This is a genomic window from Pseudomonas sp. IT-P294 (genome assembly GCF_949767865.1).
Lineage (GTDB): Bacteria > Pseudomonadota > Gammaproteobacteria > Pseudomonadales > Pseudomonadaceae > Aquipseudomonas.
Map to the genome: position 1 here is coordinate 222,163 of NZ_CATKQW010000002.1, position 19,657 is coordinate 241,819.

The following is a 19,657-nucleotide window of genomic DNA, read 5'->3' on the forward strand; positions in this document are numbered from 1 at the left end:
CAGCTCACACAATAAAACCCGAGGCGTAGCGCCCGCTCTTCACCACTCAACAGGCCGAGCGGTAGCTCGCCTGCTGCTCTTGATCTTGATCTACACGCCCCTTCGGAACGCGGAGCGTCCCTGGCTGCATTCCCACGCGGAGCGTAGGGAACGATCAGTGGGGTAGCTGGAAGAGCATGGTCGGCTGACAGGCCGCCATCGCGAGCAGGCTAACTCCCACAATAAAACCCGAGGCGTACCGCCCGCTCTTCACCACTCAACAGGCCGAGCGGTAGCTCGCCTGCTGCTCTTGATCTTGATCTGGCTTTTGATCTACCCGCCCCTTCGGCAGGCTGAGTGGAGGCGTTCATCTGGGGGGCAGGCGCGTAGCGCCGTGCGGCGGAGCCGCACACATCGAGAGGAGGTCGTCGCGAAGCAGACCGGAGGCGATGCCCCCAGATGAATGCCGGAACGAAGGAACACCGAGCCTAAGCGAGGGGCCGGACGCCGGGGCGAGCCTTTTTTTTGCTTACTTTTTTTGAGGCGTTTGTCAAAAAAAGTGAGTCGCCGTCAGGGCGAAACCCTAAGCCGCCGTTACCGCAGCAACGGATATACACCCGCTCAACCCAAAACATGGTCGGCCCAAAGGCCGCCAAGACCAAACCCGTCAATACCCATCAGAACCGTGATCAATCTGGAAGGCAAACCCAGAAACCCGCTCAACGCCAGTCTCAACCCGCCCATCAGGCAAAAGCCGCAACCACCGATACCCCGGCGCCTCATCACTGACACTGAAATCATCACTCCCCGGCTCAAACTGAATGCACGTCGAAGGCGAAGCAATCAACCGCACCCCCTTACGCTCAAGATCAACCTCCTGATGCACATGCCCCCACAAAACCGCACGCACCTGCGGAAAACGATCAAGCACCGCAAACAGCGCCTCAGGATTACGCAACCCGATCGGCTCCATCCAGGCACACCCGATCGACACCGGATGGTGATGAAAACACACCAGATGATGCCGCTCCGGCGCCTCACTCAATGAACGAGCCAACAACTGCAACTGCTCATCCTGCAAATACCCCGGCACCGACCCCGGCACCGCCGAATCCAGCAACGTGACCCGCCAGTTGCCGACATCCACCACCGACTCCAGCAAAGCGCTTTGTACCGCCGCCTCGGCCATGATCCGCGGCTCATCGTGATTGCCAGGAATCCAGCGCGCCGGCGCATCAAGCGACCGCGTCAAATCGCGAAACAGCTGATAGGACTCCAGCGTTCCGTCCTGAGACAAATCACCACTGGCAATAATCAGGTCAATCTGCGGCTGTTGAAGGCGCACCAACTCGATGACCTTTTGCAGACTGTCGCGCGTATTCATGCCCATCAGCGTCCCGTTCGCGTCGGCAAACAGATGACTGTCAGAGAGTTGCACCAATAACGCCGAATCGGCGGTGGTCAAAGTGGATACGCTCGGCAAGGCGTTCTCCCAAGGCTGAATCACGGGATGGATGAGTGCCGCAATTATGCTGGGGGACGATCAAAAGGGGAAACCTGTGAACCGGACGCAGTTCACAACTCACGTTAACGGACGACTTCGTACTCATGCCCCAACGCCAGGCAATGGCTCAGCCATTCGCCCAGAAACATATTCAGTTGAGCCTTCTCGTCTGGCTGATGCATCGAGGCATTCGGATAAGGATAGATGCCACGAAAGCGTCGCGCATGTTCGGCGCTGACCACTTCAGCCATGCAGGCGTCGTGGTAGACCTGAACTTCCAGTTGCGGCACCGGCAACCATGGCAGGCTATGTTCCTGCCGAACCTGCAGCGTCGTGGTGTACGGACAGACTTGAAGCACCTCGAGGGCCAGCACGCCAAGCATCTGGTCACCGTTAGTCACGGCAATGCGCCGCGCCGCCGGCTCATTACGCATGTCCGGCAGCAGTCGCATCAGACGCGCGTAGTTGGCCTCGCAAGAGGCTTGCAGCCCTACAAGGTCAACCCGGTAGCGATCGCGCAGCTTGTTTACGACCATAGCCCCCTCACTTCAACGCGGTTCAAAGCCAGCCATTGCAAAGCAATGATACAAGGCGCGTTGGCAATTCTTCCGTCGCGTACGGCTTGCAAGGCGTCTTCGAATGCCCAGACCGTGACGCGGATATCTTCTGCTTCTTCCTCCAGCCCATACAGGCCGCCGACGCCGGTGCTGTCACAACGCCCCAGGTACAAATGCACAAACTCATTGCTGCCGCCCGGCGATGGAAAATATTTGATCATCGGCCAGAGCGCCCCGAACACAAGCCCAGCTTCCTCCTGCGCTTCGCGGTGAGCAACTTCTTCCGGCACTTCATCCTTGTCGATCAGACCGGCGACCAGTTCGATCAGCCATGGATTGTCGGTCTTGCCCATGGCGCCTACACGAAACTGCTCGATCAGCACCACTTCATCACGCTGCGGATCGTACGGCAGCACGCAGACTGCATCATGGCGGACAAACACTTCACGATTGATCTCACGACTCATGCCCCCGGCAAACAATTCGTGGCGCAAGTGCACACGATCGAGTTTGTAGAAACCCTCGTAGCACTTTTCACGCCGAACGATATCTACGGCGGTCGGAATGGCGTTGGCAAAATCAGTCATGACTATCCTCGTTTACTGCAGTCCGTTACGAGGCTCCTTTTGTGACTTGCAACCTCGACTTCGCGCCATCCTAACGCGCTCGCACCGTTTGATGCAGCCCCTTTCCAGTCAGCGAGATAGACGGTGAGGGCGAAACCAACTCTAATTAGCTTAGTGGCGAACTGACCGCTTCGTTGAGAGTCGAAGCGGATAACTTTTCGCCTTTCCCTGTTTTGTGAAGGACGCCCATGTCGTTTCTTAAAATCGCCTCCGTGGCCGCAATCGCCCTGACCCTGGGTGCCTGCCAGAGTTTGTTCCAGCCCAATTACCGGACACCGCTGGAGACCACCCGCGATGCCTCGGAAACATTGAAGCCGGGGTGCTCCAGTCCTGATTGCCCGCTGGTGAACATCGACACCGTGCACTTTCCGGCCGAGCCACAACTGGACGGCCTCGTGGAAAAAAACCTGCTGCAATTGACCCGCACCCCGGACGCCCCGGCAGCGCCGACCCTGGCCGCGTATCGCGATCAGTTCCTGCGCACCGCCGCACCGCATTCCAGCAGCTACTTGCAAGCCAAGGTACGTGAGCAGCATGACGGCTTGGTGATTGTCGAATTTTCCAGCTACCTGGACACCGGCAACGCGCAAGGCACACCGGGGCGCAGCTTCATCAACTATTCGCGCCAGCAGCATAAAGTGCTGACGCTGTCGGATATGTTGCTGCCGGGACAGGAAGAAGCGTTCTGGAAAGCCGCGCAAGTGGCGCACAACAGCTGGCTGATCAGCACCAAACTCGATCAGGAGCCGGAGTTCCTGAAGACTTGGCATTTCCAGAAAACCCAGAACGTGGCGCTGACCTACGGTGGGGTGATCCTCAAGTACGAAGTGAGCACCATCGCGCCTTACGCGCTGGGCCACATCGAACTGAAGATCCCTTACCCGCGCCTGAACGGCATTCTCAAGCCTGAGCTGTTTCCCGGCCGTAACTGAAGGCCCGACCCAGCACGAGCTGAAGCAACCCTGCCAGAATCAACGACGGCAGGGTTGCGCCGATGTCCGGATACAGATTGGCCAGCAAGTGATAAGTGCTCACCCCGCCCAACCAGGCGAGTAACGCCGGCCAGCGCAATGCGGCTGACGCCACCTGAGCACTGCGTTTGCGCAAGATGAAGTGATCCACCAGCACCACGCCGAACAGCGGCGCAAACACCGAACCGATCAACAGCAAAAAGTTCTGGTACTGGGCCAACGGCGCCAGGCACGCAATCAGTGTGCAGATCACGCCAATCGCCAGGGCCAGATGTTCGACCTTCAAGCGCAACAGAATCCCGCTGGACACCGCCGCCGAGTGAATATCGGCAAAGGCATTTTCTGATTCATCCAGCAGAATCAGCAGCAGCGGAATCCCCAGACCTGCACCAGCCAGTGCCAACAACAAGGCATTCACTTCACCGCTCGGCGCGAACGCCAGGGTGTACGCAACGCCCAGGCTCATCAGCCAGAAGTTACCGATAAAGAAACCCAGTGCCGTGCCACCGAACACGTCTTTCGCACGCTTGCCGAAACGTGAATAGTCGGCAATCAGCGGCAGCCACGACAGCGGCATGGCGATCGCAATGTCGAAGCCGACGGCGAATGGCATCGAACCGTCACCGGCCTGCGCCCACAAAGCGGCCAGATCGGCTTTGGTGAACAGGTTCCAGGTCAGCCAGATGCACGCCGCCAGCAACAGCCAGATGCCCCACTTGCGCAGAATCTGCCGCACGAATGTCAATGGCCCGCTGACTGCCAGCAAGGTCGCCAGTGCGCCGAAGAACAAGGTCCAGAGCAGCGGATTCGACAGCAGGCTGCCTTCGCTGAAGGCCCGCGCGCCGAGCAGGCTGGCCGCGTCGCGCATGACGATAATTTCGAACGAACCCCAACCGATCAGTTGCAGCAGGTTCAACACGGCCGGCAGGCTGGCGCCGCGTTTGCCGAGGCTGAGTTTGAGCGCAGCCATCGAGGACAGGCCTGTGTCGCTGCCGATCACACCGACGGCGGCCAACAGCAGAACGCCGACCAAGGTGCCGAGGAAGATCGCCAGCAACGAGCCGGACAGGCCCAGACCTGGCGCGAGCAAAGCGCCGGTTTGCAGCACCATCAAACCGATGCCGAGGGAAAACCACAGGGAAAACAGATCGCGACCGCCAAAGACTCGTTTGTCCGTCGGCACCGCGATGTCTGGAGAATAAGTACTGGGTTGAATGCTCAAGGGTGTTATCTCAGAGGGACATTTGTTGTTGTGTAGATCTCAATCGCCAGCAGGCTGGCTCCCACAGGGGACTCGTGAACGCCACAGATCCAGTGTGGGAGCCAGCCTGCTGGCGATGGGGCCTGTGCAGGCCCCACCGTTTCAGGTCAGATCAAACCTTCTTGTACAGCTGACTGCCTTCCTGCTTGAACCGCTCGGCCTGATCCGCCAATCCCTGGGCGACTTCGGCATCGACGGTTTCGATCCGTTGGTTGGCCGCGTATTCGCGGACTTCCTGGGTGATTTTCATCGAGCAGAATTTCGGCCCGCACATGGAGCAGAAGTGCGCGACCTTGGCCGAATCCTTCGGCAGGGTTTCATCGTGATACGAGCGTGCAGTGTCCGGATCGAGGCCCAGGTTGAACTGGTCTTCCCAACGGAATTCGAAACGCGCCTTGCTCAAGGCATTGTCGCGGATCTGCGCGCCCGGATGCCCTTTGGCCAGATCGGCGGCATGTGCGGCGATCTTGTAGGTGATGATCCCGGTCTTCACGTCATCCTTGTTCGGCAGCCCCAAGTGCTCCTTGGGCGTGACGTAGCAGAGCATCGCGCAACCAAACCAGCCAATCATCGCCGCGCCAATGCCCGACGTGATGTGGTCGTAACCCGGCGCAATGTCGGTGGTCAGTGGGCCGAGGGTGTAGAACGGCGCCTCGTCACAGCACTCGAGCTGCTTGTCCATGTTCTCTTTGATCAACTGCATCGGCACGTGGCCCGGGCCTTCGATCATGCACTGCACGTCATGCTTCCAGGCGATCTTGGTCAGCTCGCCGAGGGTTTCCAGCTCACCGAATTGTGCGGCGTCGTTGGCGTCGGCAATCGAGCCCGGACGCAGGCCATCGCCCAGCGAGAAGCTGACGTCGTAGGCCTTCATGATTTCGCAGATGTCTTCGAAATGCGTGTAGAGGAAGTTTTCCTTGTGATGCGCCAGGCACCACTTGGCCATGATCGAACCGCCACGGGAGACGATGCCGGTCACGCGTTTGGCGGTCAGCGGCACGTAGCGCAGCAGCACGCCGGCGTGGATAGTGAAGTAGTCGACGCCTTGCTCGGCCTGTTCGATCAGGGTGTCGCGGAACAGCTCCCAAGTCAGGTCTTCGGCCGCACCGCCGACTTTTTCCAGGGCCTGGTAGATCGGCACTGTGCCGATTGGCACTGGCGAGTTACGGATAATCCACTCGCGGGTTTCGTGAATGTGCTTGCCGGTGGACAGGTCCATGACCGTGTCCGAACCCCAGCGAATGCCCCAGGTCAGTTTCGCCACCTCTTCTTCGATGGACGAGCCCAAGGCGCTGTTGCCGATGTTGCCGTTGATCTTCACGAGGAAGTTACGGCCGATGATCATCGGTTCCAGTTCGGTGTGGTTGATGTTGGCCGGAATGATCGCGCGACCGCGAGCGATCTCGTCGCGGACGAATTCGGGGGTGATGATTTTCGGCACGCTGGCACCGAAGCTGTGGCCGGCGTGTTGCTGGTCCAGCAGACCGGCAGCGCGGGCGACTTCCAGCTTCATGTTTTCGCGGATCGCGACGTATTCCATCTCGGCGGTGATGATGCCTTTGCGCGCGTAGTGCATCTGGCTGACGTTGGCACCGGCCTTGGCGCGGCGCGGGTTGTTCACGTGGGCGAAACGCAGCTTGGTCAGCTCGGCATCGGCCAGGCGTTCCTGGCCGAAATTGGAGCTCAGGCCGGGCAGGCGCTCGGTGTCGCCGCGGGACTCGATCCACGGCGAGCGCACATCGCCCAGGCCTTTGCGCACGTCGATGATGACGTTGGGATCGGTGTACGGGCCCGAGGTGTCGTACACCACTACCGGCGCATTGACCTCGCCGCCGAAGTCGGTCGGGGTCACATCGAGGCTGATTTCGCGCATCGGCACGAGGATGTCCGGACGGGAGCCCTGAACGTAGATTTTTTGCGAGCGGGTAAACGGCTGAACCGACTGTTGATCGACTTGGGCCGAGTCACTCAGGTTCGTATGGTCTTTTAGTTTTATCGTCATCACGGGCTCTCCGAACACATCCAGGCAGTGGATTTTTGTCGGAGCGAACCTGTAAACGAATGGACGCACGTGCGCTGGGAAAACCAGCTGTGCTGTGCTCAGTGCTCGAGGGGTGTTCGATTGTCGAACAACATCCCGGACGAAGCACAAGAGGACTCGCCGGGTGACGAGAAATCTTGTTCCCTACGCAGGCGCTAACCTGATCAGGTTCAACGGGATCCGAAATTATTCGATCTCAGCCTCATAGCAAGGCACCCCGACAAGAACCCGGCCAGTCTAGACACAACCAGCAAAGAACGCCAACACCGCGGTAAACACCATGATGAATGGCGCAATTAACGGATTGTTGCCGAACGTGGCCACCACTACACTCGCAAGCCATGCCGCGCCTTGACGCTGTGTGGCCCGCGCCGTAGCCTTGGCGCTCAAATTATCAGCGTAATTTTCTTAGGGATGGCCTCATGCTGCGCAAACTCTCACTGGCCCTTGCCGTGTCTTGTGCGTCCAATGGAATGGCCTGGGCAGCAGAAGCGCCCTTATCGACAAAAAACGATCTGGTCAGCGTGTATCAGGAAGCGAAGGACAACAACGCCGACCTGGCCGCCGCCGTTGCTCAATATGGCGCGCAGAAAGAAGTCGTGCCTCAGGCTCGCGCCGGGCTGCTGCCCAATATCTCGGGCGGCGCAGAAATGGCCAACGTGCGCACTGTCATCGATCAGCCTTCGGCGACCGCCAACCGCAACGCCCACTCCTACCAGGCGACGTTGGCTCAACCGCTGTTCCGCGCTGATCGCTGGTTCCAGTTCCAGGCCGCCAAAGACGTCAACGAGCAGGCTGCACTGCAACTCTCGGCGACCGAGCAAAACCTGATCCTGCAAACCGCCAACAGTTACTTCAACGTCTTGCGCACGCAGGATAACCTGGCCTCGACCAAGGCAGAGGAAGCCGCGTTCAAACGCCAGCTCGATCAGTCCAACGAACGCTTTGACGTCGGCCTGTCGGATAAGACTGACGTGTTGCAATCGCAAGCGAGCTACGACACCGCGCGCGCCAACCGGATCGTCGCGCAGCGTCAGGTGGATGATGCTTTCGAAGCTCTGATCACCCTGACCAACCGTCAGTACAACTCGATCTGGGGTATTTCCCATACGTTGCCGATCCTGCCGCCCGCGCCGAACGACGCCAAGGCCTGGGTCGATACGGCGGCGAAGCAGAACCTTAATCTACTGGCCAGCAACTACGCCGTCAGCGCGGCGGAAGAAACCCTCAAGCAACGCAAGGCAGGCCATGCGCCGACCCTCGACGCTGTAGCGAAATACGAGAAAGGTGACAACGACGCCCTGGGTTTCAGCAACCCGAACGCCTTCCCCCAACCTTACGGTGGCAACGTCTCGCAAACGACGGTGGGCCTGCAACTGAACATCCCGATCTATAGCGGCGGCTTGACCAGTTCCCAGGTGCGCCAATCGTATGCGCAACTGGATCAGTCCGAGCAGCAGCGCGAATCCCTGCGTCGCCAGATCGTGGAAAGTACCCGCAACCTGCACCGCGCGGTGAACACCGATGTTGAACAAGTGGCGGCGCGCAAGCAGTCGATCATCTCCAACCAGAGTGCGGTTGAAGCCACTGAAATCGGTTATCAGGTGGGCACGCGAAACATCGTCGACGTGCTGGATGCGCAGCGCCAGCTGTACACCTCGGTGCGCAATTACAACAATACCCGTTACGACTATATCCTCGACAACCTGCGCTTGAAGCAGGCGGCGGGTACGTTGAACCCAGGAGATCTGCAGGATCTGGGGCGTTATTTGAAGGCCGACTACAACCCGGACAAAGACTTCCTGCCGCCGGATCTGGCCAAGGCTGCGGCGGCGCAGTTGAAGGCTAATCCGACGCAGTAAAAACAAAAGATCGCAGCCATAGGCTGCGATCTTTTTGTGTCAGGCAATCCGATCGATCAACCGTCCCAACCCGTCCAGCAATCGCTGCAAAGCACCCTGATTGGTGCGCATCACCTTCAAGCCCGCCTCCGCCATCCGCTGCGCATCGCGCGGCAATTCGAACAACCGCTGCACGGCCAGCGCCAGACCTTCGGCATCTTCTACTTCCTGTAACGCCCCGGCGCTGCGCAATTGCGCGGCGATTTCAAGGAAGTTGAACAGGTGCGGGCCACTCAGCACCGGCTTGGCCAGCGCCGCCGGCTCCAGCAGGTTGTGCCCGCCGTTTGGTACCAGACTGCCGCCGACAAACGCGCTGTCCGCCAACGCATACAGAAACAACAACTCACCCATAGTGTCGCCCAGCAACACCGATGTGCCGGCGGTGACCGGTTCGCCAGCGGAACGACGCACCGTGGAAAACCCCTGTTGCCGGCACAATTCGAACACCGAATTGAATCGTTCCGGATGACGCGGCACCAGAATCAGCAGCGCATCGGGATGATTGGCGAGCAACTGACGATGGGCCGACAGCACCACTTCGTCTTCCCCTTCATGAGTGCTCGCAGCGATCCACACCGGACGCTCCTGCGCCTGCCATTGCGCCCGCAGCTCGGCGGCACGCTGAAGCAATGCAGGGTCGATGGTCAGGTCGAACTTGATCGAGCCGGTCACTTCCACCGTTTCCTCACGCGCGCCCAATTCACGAAAGCGCTTGGCCTCGGCTTCGGTCTGCACCGCGAACAGGCTCATCTCGGCAAGCATAGGTTGAGTCAGTTTGTTGAAGCGGCCATAACCCCTGGCCGAACGCTCGGACAGTCGCGCATTGGCCAGTGCCACCGGAATGCCGCGTTTGGCGCATTGGTGAATGTGGTTTGGCCACAGTTCGGTTTCCATGATCACCGCCAGTGTCGGCCGGACCCGATCGAGAAATCGCTTGGCGGCACACGGCAAGTCGTAAGGCAAATAGCAGTGCTGGATGCGCGGTTCGTTGGCGAACAGTGCACGAATGCGCTCGGACCCGGTCGGGGTCATGCAGGTCACGGTAATAGGTAGCTGTGGATAACGTTGCAGCAAGGCGCGAATCATCGGCGCCGCCGCAATGCTTTCACCCACGGACACCGCGTGCACCCAAATTCCGCCCGGCTTCATTGCCGGCAGGCCCAGGGAGAATCGCTCGCCAATGCGTTTGGCATACGCCGGCGCCTTGCGCGAGCGCAGCCACAGCCGAATCGCTACCAGTGGCAGCCCCAGGTAAAACAGCGCGGTGTAGAGAGTTCTATTCATGGCGGCGGAGTTTATCGGCTTTTTTGACCGATCGCCTGCAAGTGCACGGCAAAACGTTCCGCCAACCAACGTGCCGCCGGGCCGAGGGGCTCGTCACGGCGCCAGACCAGTTCCACCACCAGCGCTGGCGGAGTCCATTCGCTATCCAGTTCGACCATCAGGCCCTGATACGCCGGGTATTGCACCACGTGTCGCGGCAGCCAGGCCCAGCCGAGGCCGCGCACCAGCCATTCCGCCATGACGTAGAAGCTGTCGGCCCGCCAGACCTGCGGACTGGCCGGCTCACTGCCGGGGTAGACGCTGGACTGCGTGGACATCAGCAGCTGTCGATGCTGCGCCATTTGCTGACAATCAATCTGCATCTGCCTGGCCAGCGGATGTCCGACACCGCACACAGTCACCATCTCAACGCTGCCCACCACGCGCCGCTCAAGGGCTTCGGGAATCTGATCGTGATAAAACAGCAAGCCCAGATCGGCCCGCCGCTCCACCAGTTTGCGCGCCACATCGCCTTGGGCGGCGCTGGTCAGTTGCACTTCAAGGCTGGGAAATTTTTCCGCCAGGGCTTCAAAGCTTTCGATGATCGGCTGATAGGGCATCGCCTCATCCTGAGCCACGCGAAGGCGTGCCTCCTGGCCGCGCATCATCGCCAACGCCCGACCATTGAGGCGTTCACATTGACGCAACACTTCGCGTGCCTCTTCCAGCAAGGCGTTGCCGGCTTCGGTCAGTTTGGGCTGACGACCACTGCTGCGGTCGAACAGGCTCACGCCGAGGTCGTCCTCCAGCTGCGCAATCGAACTGCTGACCGCCGATTGCGCCTTGCGTTGATCCCGCGCAACCGCCGAAAACGAACGCTGCTCCGCTACGCTGACAAACAGCCGCAGCTGCTCCAGATTCCATTGCATGCTCATGAGGCAACCCATCTTCAGAACAGATAGGTAATGACTTTACCGCATCTGGAGAATCTCTAGAATGCCGACCATAGAAAGCAACACTTCACACGAGGATGCACCCATGACCGCTTACTACTACCTGGCCATTGCCATCTGCGCCGAAGTGATCGCGACCGTTTCGATGAAAGCCGTCAAAGGCCTCAGCACTCCGCTGCCGCTGATTCTGGTGATTGTCGGCTACGGCATTGCCTTCTGGATGTTGACCCTGGTGGTGCGCAGCGTTCCGGTGGGTGTTGCCTACGCAGTGTGGGCCGGCATGGGGATCGTGATGGTCAGCGTGGCTGCGCTGTTCATCTACGGCCAGAAGCTGGATGTGCCGGCGATGATGGGGATGGCGCTGATTGTGTTGGGTGTCGTGGTGATCCAGCTCTTCTCCAAAACCGCCGGGCATTAAGGTTCGAAGCGCAATCCATTGTGGGAGCGAGCTTGCTCGCGATGGCGACATAACATTCAGCATCAATGTTGACTGCCCCACCGCTATCGCGAGCAAGCTCGCTCCCACAGGGTTTGTGCGTTGCCATCGATTGATCGCCAGCAAAACCTCCAATCTTCGAGTCTGTATACTGCGCCCTCGTCTTGAACACTGAGGTCGCTGCATGCCATCCGTTATTTCCACCGACGTTCTGATTGTCGGCGCTGGTGTCGCCGGCCTCTGGCTGAATGCGCGTCTGCGCCGCCAGGGTTTTTCGACCGTGCTGGTGGAAAGCGCCAGCCTCGGCGGCGGACAGAGCGTGAAGTCCCAAGGCATCATCCACGGCGGCGCCAAGTACGCGCTGCATGGCGCCCTGACCGGCGCCTCGGAAGCCATTGCCGACATGCCGCGCCGCTGGCGTGAAGCGTTGGCCGGCGACGGCGAGCTGGACCTGTCCGGCGTGCGCCTGTTGTCCGAAGCCCATTACCTCTGGTCCCCCGGCACCCTCGCCGGCAACCTCACCAGTTTCTTCGCCAGCAAAGCCGTGCGTGGCCGCGTCGATCAGGTCAAAGGCGATCAACTGCCGCCGGCTCTGCAAGACAAGCGCTTCAAGGGCAAAGTCTATCGACTGGCAGAGTTGGTGATCGATGTGCCGAGCCTGATCCAACGCCTCGCCGACCTGGCGGGAAACGGATTGCTCGCTGGCCAGAAGATTGAACCGTTGCTGGAGGACGGCGCTCTGGTGGGCCTGAAGGTCGACGAGCGCGAGATCCGTGCGCAACGCATCGTGCTCAGCGCCGGTGGCGGCACCGCCGCACTGCTCGAAGCACTGGGCCTGAGCCAGCCCGCCATGCAGCGCCGACCGCTGCACATGATCATCGCCAAAGGCCCGAGCCTCAAACCGCTGTACGCCCATTGCCTGGGCGGCGGCACCAAGCCGCGCATCACCGTGACCACCCACCCGGCGGCAGATGGCCAATGGGTCTGGTACCTGGGCGGCGATATCGCTGAAGCCGAAGGTGTCGCTCGCGAACCCGCCGAACAAATCGCCACCGCGCAGAAAGAACTCGGTCAGTTGCTGCCATGGATCGACCTGAGCACAGTGCAATGGGCAACCCTGCGCGTGGACCGCGCCGAGCCGCTGCAATCAGGACTGACCCGTCCTGACAATGCATTTGTGGCCGAACAAGGTCGGCTGCTGGTGGGCTGGCCAACCAAACTGGCACTCGCACCTGACTTCGCCGACCGGGTGATCGCAAGCCTTGCGCGTGACGGCATTCAACCCGGCCCCGCCGCACCGCTACCCGATCTGCCAAAACCACCGATGGGCATCCCCGCCTGGGAGCAACTGTTGCCATGAGCCAACCGACTCTGCACGAATTGCATCGACCACTGGGCAGCACCGGCCTGCTGGTTTCGCCGCTGGGCCTGGGCACGGTCAAGCTCGGCCGCGATCAAGGGGTGAAATACCCCAGCGGCTTCCAGATTCCCGATGACGACGAAGCGCGCATGTTGCTCAAGCTCGCGCGCAACATGGGCATCAACCTGATCGACACGGCCCCGGCCTATGGCCGCAGCGAAGAACGTCTCGGACCGTTGTTGCGCGGCCAGCGTCAGGATTGGGTGATCGTCAGCAAGGTCGGCGAAGAGTTTAGCGATGGCCAGTCGAGTCATGACTTCAGCGCCGCGCATACCCGACTGTCAGTGGAGCGCAGTCTGCAACGCCTGGAAACCGACTTCATTGACCTGGTGCTGGTGCACTCCGACGGCAACGACCTGGCGATCCTCAACGACAGCGAGGTCTATGCGACGCTCGCCGCACTCAAGGCCGAGGGCAAGATTCGCGGCTTCGGCTTTTCCGGCAAAACCGTTGAAGGCGGTTTGAAGGCTCTGGAACAAGGTGATTGCGCCATGGTCACCTACAATCTGAACGATCGACACGAGAAGCCGGTCATTGACTATGCTGCTGCTCACGGTAAAGCCATTCTGATCAAGAAAGCCCTCGCCAGCGGTCACGTCTGCCTGAGCCCCGGTGTAGACCCGGTGCGCGCCAGCTTCGAGTTGTTGTTTGAACATCCCGGCGTTGCCAGTGCTATTGTCGGGACCATTAATCCGCTGCACCTCGCCCACAACGTCGCGACCGTTGCCCAGGTCCTTCGTAGAAACTGATGCCGCCCACGCGGCCTTAAGCAGGAGCCGACATGCCGCGTACGCTCATAAGAAAGAACCCGAGCAACTTCAAGACCCTGCCGTTGTACGTCGAAGCGACTCCCGAAGGCCTGAGCTACCAGAGCGTCGGGATGCCGCTCAATTTCTCCCAGACCCTGCAACGTCGCCGCCCGGTGGCGGTGGCCGACACTCAGCGCTTTGCGCTGGAACTGGCCAACCTCGGGGTCTCGGTGCGCCTGACCCTGCATTGGCAGAATCGAGATTACTGGGTATTGGTGCGTCAGCGTCGGCAAGACCGTGGCGATGTGGTGCTCAAGCTGATCTCGGGTTACGTGCCAGCCCACGAACTGAACCTGCCGCTGCACACCGCGATTCAGGAGATAGCCGAAGAGTGCCTGCTCGAAACCCCGGAAGGCTGGCTCGGTGGACGCTTCAACGACACGTGGTTACCGGCGCCCTACTCGTCCGCGCTGCATTATCGCGAGGCATTGCCCTTTCGCCTGACACCGTTGTCCGGCTCTGCGCGGCCGGTGCGTTGCGCCAACATGCAGCTGATCGAACGTCCGAATGCCTATGTGCATTTGCCGACGGCTTCGTTGCAATTGATCTATGACTTGCGTCTGGAGGTGCCCAAGGAAGCCAAATCCCTGAGCCTGTTCCATGTCGACGAACGACTGGAGGGTGATCAACTGGTGGCCCGGCTCGATCGCAAGCGCCCCGATTTGTACCTGATGCCTCTGCAGGACGGCCAGCCGATGGCTGAGCTGTATACCTTGAAAAAGGATCAGCTATACCCGGCGAGTACACGTGGATTGTATCTGGCAGAGAGTTTTGCCCAGCAGGAAGGCTGGCTGGTGCGCGATGAACGGATTCGCTGGAAGGACTGGATGCGACAGCAGGGACTGAGTCCGCCAGGGAAAGATTCCGGTTTGGCGCGGCTGCGTGGGAAAGCGAAGCTACTACTGAAGAAAATTGTGCCGCGGAAAAAAGTCAGCTCCTGACCACTCTCACGTCGAACCGTCGGCGCGGAATGCTTCAATGGACGCGCTTCGCCCGCTCTGGGACGCAGAGCGTCCCGGGCTGCATTCCCACGCGGAGCGTGGGAACGATCAGTGTTACTCGGATTTGCGGATTTTCTCGACTATTGCAGTCGTAGAGCTGTTCGCAACCAGCCCCAGCACTTTCACCGTCCCGCCATAAGCAGTCACGATGTCTGCGCCGACTACCTGGTCGATTCCGTAATCACCGCCCTTGACCAACACATCCGGCTTGACCTCGCGCAGCAGGTTTTCCGGGGTGCCTTCAGGGAAGCTGATAACCCAGTCCACCGCGCCGAGACCGGCCAGTACGGCCATGCGACGGTCAACGCTGTTGATCGGACGGCCCGGTCCTTTCAAGCGGCTCACTGACGCATCGTCATTGACCGCGACGATCAGACGATCGCCCTGGGCCCGAGCCTGCTCAAGATACGTTACGTGGCCGGCATGCAGGATGTCGAAGCAACCGTTGGTGAAGACGATCTTCTCTTTATGCGCACGCGCATCGTCGACCGCCAGCAGCAATTGCTCCAGGCCCAGCACACCGCGTTCGGAACCTTCTTCACGCTGAATCGCACGACGCAGCTCAGGCGCGCTGATGGCCGCTGTACCGAGTTTGCCGACCACGATGCCCGCCGCCAGATTGGCCAGGGCCACCGCGTGAGGCAGTTCTTCACCCGCTGCAATCGCTGCCGCGAGGGTAGAAATCACTGTGTCGCCGGCACCGGTCACGTCGAACACTTCACGGGCACGGGCCGGCAAGTGCAGCGCAGGATGATCCGGACGCAGCAAGGTCATGCCATGTTCGCCACGGGTCACCAGCAATGCACCGAGATCGAGGTCGTGCATCAGCTGCGCACCTTTGCTCACCAGCTCGTGCTCATCGGCGCAACCGCCAACGATGGTTTCGAATTCACTGAGGTTCGGGGTGATCAGGCTCGCGCCCCGATAGATAGAGAAGTCCTTGCCCTTGGGATCGGCCAACACCGGAATGCCACGGGCACGGGCGGCCTGGATCAGCACCTGATGGTTTTTCAGCGCGCCTTTGCCGTAGTCGGACAGCACCAGCACCTTGATGCCTTCGAGTAATTCGTCGACTTGCTCGCCCAGTGCCAGTGCGTCGGTGGCGAACGGTTCTTCAAAGTCGATACGCAGCAATTGCTGGTGACGGCTCATGACCCGCAGCTTGACGATGGTCGGCTGGTGCGCGATGCGCTGGAACAAGGCGCGAACGCCTGCACCCTTGAGACTATTGGCCAGACTGTCGGCCGCTTCGTCGTCGCCGGTCACGCCGACCAGCGAGGCCGGAGCACCGAGGGCGGCAATGTTCAACGCAACGTTGGCGGCACCGCCCGGGCGGTCCTCGATTTGCTCGACCTTGACCACCGGCACCGGCGCCTCAGGGGAAATCCGTGAGGTACCACCATGCCAGTAACGGTCGAGCATGACATCGCCGACCACCAAGACAGGGGCTTGATCGAATCGCGGCATGGACAACTTCATGGAGCAACCCACATACAAAATGAACAGGGGCGCGATATTACCACAGGGTGGGCGCTGGCTTGCGCGACGGCTGCAACCGGATGATTCGACACTAAAACCTGGTCACTTATTGAGCAGAAATGACGATAACTGCAGGCAAGCGTCTGCCAGCGCCCGTTTTTCGGTGTCGATCTCGCACTCGGCAGACAGTGGCGCCTCGTAAGGGCTATCGATACCGGTGAAATCCTTGATTCGCCCCTCCCATGCCGCTTGATACAGCCCCTTAGGATCGCGTTGCGCACACACTGCAAACGGCGTGCTCACGTACACCTCAATGAAGTCGCCCTCGGCGAACAATCGCCGCGCATTCTCGCGTTCGGCGCGAAACGGCGAAATGGCTGCGACGATCACAATCAGCCCGGCGTCGACCATCAGCCGTGCCACCTCGGCCATGCGCCGGATGTTTTCCCGACGACACTCAGCACCCATCCCCAGATCACGGCACAGGCCATTGCGCAGGTTGTCGCCATCAAGCACAAACGTGTGCAGCCCATGTTGATTGAGCTGTAATTCAAGGGCATTGGCCAACGTCGACTTTCCCGCCCCGGACAACCCCGTCAGCCACAGGCAACGCGGGCGCTGGGATTTGATTGAAGCACGGGCCTCTCGGGTCAGCGACAAATGGTAGGGCCTGATGCTGGTAACGGGCATCGACAGCGACTCATTCATAACCAAGCATCTCGTAATCACGGTGATACGCTCGCCGCACCAGCCGGCGTGTGCGCGCCGTGCAGAAATCCCGGGCCGGCATTGCAAGTCGTTGCACGGAGGAGTTGAGGTGAGGCAATGCCACCGACCGGCCCAACTTTTCGCAAACCAGCTGAAAGTCACGAGCCAAGTGCTCCTGATAGCCAACGAAATCCAGGGCGAGATGCCCCAGGGAGTCGGTGACAAAGTCCGTCTGCGCGGCGAAATGCAATTGCCGGTTGATGGTTTCCGGGTGCAGCCAGCGACCGACAAAATCATCGAAATCGCGGTAGTGACTGACCAGTTGCTGCGCTGCGTGATCACGCCGCCCCAACGCGTTACCCCTTAGAAATGCGTAGGCCGAGTAAGCCCTTTCAAGTGGATCACGAACGAAGGCGAACTTGAAACTGGCGGCATACTGCTGGGGAAACTGCTGCTCGTACCAGTACAACGGCAAGTGCCCCGGGCTCCAGTTATCAAACATCGCGGCACAGATGCTGCTCCCGGCACATTTAGGAACGTGGATGAACAGACAAGCCTGCTGCTCGAAGGCCCGGGGGAAACGCAGGTTGGCCGACATCGACTTGTTCACAACCTGACGGTCCACCACCGACAGGCGCCCCAGCAGGAAGGCCCTTTGCTGCTTGGGCAGGATTTTCCAGAGATAACGTTGAAACATGGCAGTACCCGCGCGAAAGGGACGACCCTCTCGTTGAAGTCAAGATTCATTCAGGAACCTTAGCAAGCGCGGCACGCAGTTTTATTCAGGTTTGGTCAAGAAGGGTAAAGGTCTGGATACAAATCACCGGGCGCATTGCACGCCCGGTGAACGGTTGTCAGGCGATGTCTTCGGCCGGGGCATCGAGGCCCATGGCATTGAGTCGGGCGTAGTAACCATTGTGCGCCAGGAGCTCGGCATGGGTGCCGCGCTCGACGATCCGCCCCTGGTCCATCACCAGAATCAGGTCCGCCTTCTCGATGGTCGACAAACGATGCGCGATCACCAGGGTGGTCCGGCCTTTCATGACCTGATCCAGTGCTGCCTGAATGTGACGCTCCGATTCTGTGTCGAGGGCCGAAGTGGCCTCGTCCAGAATCAGCAGAGGCGCGTTCTTCAACAGCGCCCGGGCAATTGCCAGACGCTGGCGCTGACCGCCGGAAAGCAGCACGCCGTTCTCGCCGACCTGGGTGTCCAGGCCTTCGGGCAGTTGCGCGATAAAGTCCATCGCATAAGCATCCCGAGCCGCTTTTTCAATGTCTTCACGGGGCGCGCCGGCCAGATCGCCATAGGCAATGTTGTTAGCCACGGTGTCACTGAACAGCGTGACGTGCTGGGTCACCTGGGCGATGTGTTTGCGCAGGTTCAGCAGTTTGTATTGTTCCACTTCAACACCGTCGATCAGGATCTCGCCCTTGTCGTGGTGATAGAAGCGCGGAATCAGGTTGGCCAGCGTCGACTTGCCGCTGCCCGATCGACCGACCAACGCCACCATTTGCCCCGGTTCGACCGAGAAGCTGATGTCATCGAGCACCTGACGCTCGGTGTCGGGATAGGTGAAGCTCAGGTTGCGCACGTCCAGACGACCGCTGACGGCATCACGCTCGACGGTACCGGTATCGACTTCAGGCGCGACGTCCAGTTGCTCAAAGATGCTCTCGGCACCGGCCACGCCTTTCTGGATGGTCGAGCTGACTTCGGACAGTTGGCGGATCGGCTTGGGCAACAGGCCGGCCAGAGTGATGTAGGCAACCATGTCGCCCGCCGACGCATCGCCGCGCAGGTACAGCACCAGGAACATCAGCACCGCCATCGCGGTGTAGATCACCAATTGCAGCAACGGCGTGTAGATGGCACCGGTACGGGTCATGCGCAGTTGCTTGTCAGTGTTGCCCTGACTGGCTTCGAAGAAACGCTTTTCTTCGTAGACTTCGCCGCCGAAGCTGCGCACCACGCGATAACCCTGGATGGTTTCCGACGCCACATGCGTCACGTCGCCCATGGCCAACTGGATTTTCTTGCTCTGCTTGCGGAATTTCTTGCTCGCGGTGCGCACCATTACTGCGATCAACGGCAGGATCGCAACCATGACCAGCGTCAGGCGCCAGTTCATGAACAGCAGCGAAGCGAACAGGAAGATCACCGTCATGCCTTCACGGATTACGACCTTGATCGCATCTGTGGCCGCCCCGGTGACCATTGTCACGTTGAAGGTGATACGCGAAATCAAATGACCCGAGTTATGCTTGTCAAAATACCGATTAGGCAAGACCAACAGGTTATTGAACAGCTGCACACGCAAGTCATGCACCAGCCCGAGGGAAACCTTGGCCAGAAAGTAGTTGCCCAGATAAGATCCCAGCCCCTGCCATGCGGCAATCAGGATGATCAGCAACGGCACCGCCTGCAGCAGTTGCAGATCTCGCAGGTAAGGCACGGTTGGAAACAGTGCCGCCTCGGGGTTGGACAATCCGTCGACGAAATACTTGAGGATGTAGCCGAGCATCGGCTGCGTCGAAGCGAAAATCAGAAAACCGACGATGCTGATCAGAAACAGACTGATGTACGGCCGGACATAGCCGAGCAGGCGGAAGTAGATTTTCAAGCTCGAAGGGCTTGCGGAGAGACTGGAGTCGGTCATATCACGCGAATGTCGATAAAAAGGACGCTGACTTTAGCACAGCTTCCTCAGGGTTCTGGCAATCGCACAAAGGCTGTTATTGTTAGACGTA

General features: G+C 59.9%; 17 protein-coding genes and 1 riboswitch. Of the genes, 6 read left to right on the forward strand and 11 right to left on the reverse strand.

The window, feature by feature from the left end:
- Nucleotides 1–646 precede the first annotated feature (646 nt).
- From cpdA to ACM6I0_RS02245, 3 genes are all read right to left on the reverse strand, one after another.
- Entirely contained in the window at nucleotides 647–1,462 is an 816-nt protein-coding gene (cpdA, locus tag ACM6I0_RS02235; RefSeq protein ID WP_285435975.1) for a 3',5'-cyclic-AMP phosphodiesterase, read from the reverse strand.
- Nucleotides 1,463–1,566: 104 nt separating this feature from the next.
- The gene (locus ACM6I0_RS02240; protein WP_090176324.1) at nucleotides 1,567–2,019 is read right to left on the reverse strand and encodes a DUF1249 domain-containing protein; all 453 of its coding nucleotides are present in this window, start codon (nucleotides 2,017–2,019) and stop codon (nucleotides 1,567–1,569) included.
- Nucleotides 2,010–2,627, reverse strand: coding sequence for an NUDIX domain-containing protein (locus ACM6I0_RS02245; RefSeq protein WP_090176327.1), 618 nt, complete (start codon nucleotides 2,625–2,627; stop codon nucleotides 2,010–2,012). Before ACM6I0_RS02245 ends, ACM6I0_RS02240 begins: the two co-directional genes overlap by 10 nt.
- A gap of 227 nt (nucleotides 2,628–2,854) precedes the next feature.
- On the opposite strand from ACM6I0_RS02245, the gene ACM6I0_RS02250 reads away from it, so the two are divergent.
- The gene (locus ACM6I0_RS02250) at nucleotides 2,855–3,598 is read left to right on the forward strand and encodes an RsiV family protein (RefSeq protein ID WP_285435974.1); all 744 of its coding nucleotides are present in this window, start codon (nucleotides 2,855–2,857) and stop codon (nucleotides 3,596–3,598) included.
- On the opposite strand, the gene cytX is transcribed toward ACM6I0_RS02250, so the two are convergent.
- Together cytX and thiC are read right to left on the reverse strand one after the other, a co-directional pair.
- Complete coding sequence (gene cytX / locus ACM6I0_RS02255) at nucleotides 3,567–4,859, reverse strand: putative hydroxymethylpyrimidine transporter CytX (RefSeq protein WP_285435973.1); 1,293 nt, start codon at nucleotides 4,857–4,859, stop codon at nucleotides 3,567–3,569. The genes ACM6I0_RS02250 and cytX overlap by 32 nt on opposite strands.
- Before the next feature lie 151 nt (nucleotides 4,860–5,010).
- On the reverse strand, nucleotides 5,011–6,900 hold the full coding sequence (gene thiC, locus ACM6I0_RS02260) for a phosphomethylpyrimidine synthase ThiC (protein WP_285435972.1): 1,890 nt from the start codon (nucleotides 6,898–6,900) through the stop codon (nucleotides 5,011–5,013).
- A 163-nt stretch (nucleotides 6,901–7,063) separates the two neighbouring features.
- Nucleotides 7,064–7,169: riboswitch (TPP riboswitch) on the reverse strand.
- Between the two features lie 192 nt (nucleotides 7,170–7,361).
- Between thiC and ACM6I0_RS02265 the strand changes: the two genes are divergently transcribed.
- A complete protein-coding gene (locus tag ACM6I0_RS02265; RefSeq protein ID WP_285435971.1) occupies nucleotides 7,362–8,801 on the forward strand; it encodes a TolC family outer membrane protein in 1,440 nt (479 codons plus the stop codon).
- Nucleotides 8,802–8,840: 39 nt separating this feature from the next.
- Here ACM6I0_RS02265 and waaA read toward each other — a convergent pair whose 3' ends face one another.
- Together waaA and ACM6I0_RS02275 are read right to left on the reverse strand one after the other, a co-directional pair.
- On the reverse strand, nucleotides 8,841–10,124 hold the full coding sequence (gene waaA, locus ACM6I0_RS02270; protein ID WP_285435970.1) for a lipid IV(A) 3-deoxy-D-manno-octulosonic acid transferase: 1,284 nt from the start codon (nucleotides 10,122–10,124) through the stop codon (nucleotides 8,841–8,843).
- 11 nt (nucleotides 10,125–10,135) lie between these two features.
- Nucleotides 10,136–11,038, reverse strand: a complete 903-nt coding sequence (locus ACM6I0_RS02275; protein WP_285435969.1) for a LysR family transcriptional regulator — start codon at nucleotides 11,036–11,038, stop codon at nucleotides 10,136–10,138.
- A gap of 103 nt (nucleotides 11,039–11,141) precedes the next feature.
- Between ACM6I0_RS02275 and ACM6I0_RS02280 the strand changes: the two genes are divergently transcribed.
- The 4 genes from ACM6I0_RS02280 to ACM6I0_RS02295 all read left to right on the forward strand — a co-directional run bounded on the left by ACM6I0_RS02280 (nucleotide 11,142) and on the right by ACM6I0_RS02295 (nucleotide 14,662).
- A complete protein-coding gene (locus ACM6I0_RS02280) occupies nucleotides 11,142–11,474 on the forward strand; it encodes a DMT family transporter (protein WP_285435968.1) in 333 nt (110 codons plus the stop codon).
- Between the two features lie 202 nt (nucleotides 11,475–11,676).
- On the forward strand, nucleotides 11,677–12,852 hold the full coding sequence (locus ACM6I0_RS02285; RefSeq protein ID WP_285435967.1) for an NAD(P)/FAD-dependent oxidoreductase: 1,176 nt from the start codon (nucleotides 11,677–11,679) through the stop codon (nucleotides 12,850–12,852).
- Complete coding sequence (locus ACM6I0_RS02290) at nucleotides 12,849–13,661, forward strand: aldo/keto reductase (protein ID WP_285435966.1); 813 nt, start codon at nucleotides 12,849–12,851, stop codon at nucleotides 13,659–13,661. The genes ACM6I0_RS02285 and ACM6I0_RS02290 overlap by 4 nt, the downstream gene beginning before the upstream one ends.
- A 32-nt stretch (nucleotides 13,662–13,693) precedes the next feature.
- Entirely contained in the window at nucleotides 13,694–14,662 is a 969-nt protein-coding gene (locus ACM6I0_RS02295; protein WP_285435965.1) for a metal ABC transporter ATPase, read from the forward strand.
- A 114-nt stretch (nucleotides 14,663–14,776) separates the two neighbouring features.
- Here ACM6I0_RS02295 and hldE read toward each other — a convergent pair whose 3' ends face one another.
- The 4 genes from hldE to msbA form a co-directional block, all read right to left on the reverse strand.
- A complete protein-coding gene (gene hldE, locus ACM6I0_RS02300) occupies nucleotides 14,777–16,201 on the reverse strand; it encodes a bifunctional D-glycero-beta-D-manno-heptose-7-phosphate kinase/D-glycero-beta-D-manno-heptose 1-phosphate adenylyltransferase HldE (RefSeq protein ID WP_131058771.1) in 1,425 nt (474 codons plus the stop codon).
- Between the two features lie 102 nt (nucleotides 16,202–16,303).
- Nucleotides 16,304–16,909, reverse strand: coding sequence for an adenylyl-sulfate kinase (gene cysC / locus ACM6I0_RS02305; protein WP_414921361.1), 606 nt, complete (start codon nucleotides 16,907–16,909; stop codon nucleotides 16,304–16,306).
- Nucleotides 16,902–17,606, reverse strand: a complete 705-nt coding sequence (locus ACM6I0_RS02310) for a sulfotransferase family 2 domain-containing protein (protein WP_414921362.1) — start codon at nucleotides 17,604–17,606, stop codon at nucleotides 16,902–16,904. The genes cysC and ACM6I0_RS02310 overlap by 8 nt, the downstream gene beginning before the upstream one ends.
- 157 nt (nucleotides 17,607–17,763) lie before the next feature.
- Nucleotides 17,764–19,566, reverse strand: a complete 1,803-nt coding sequence (gene msbA / locus ACM6I0_RS02315; RefSeq protein WP_285435962.1) for a lipid A export permease/ATP-binding protein MsbA — start codon at nucleotides 19,564–19,566, stop codon at nucleotides 17,764–17,766.
- Nucleotides 19,567–19,657 lie beyond the last annotated feature (91 nt).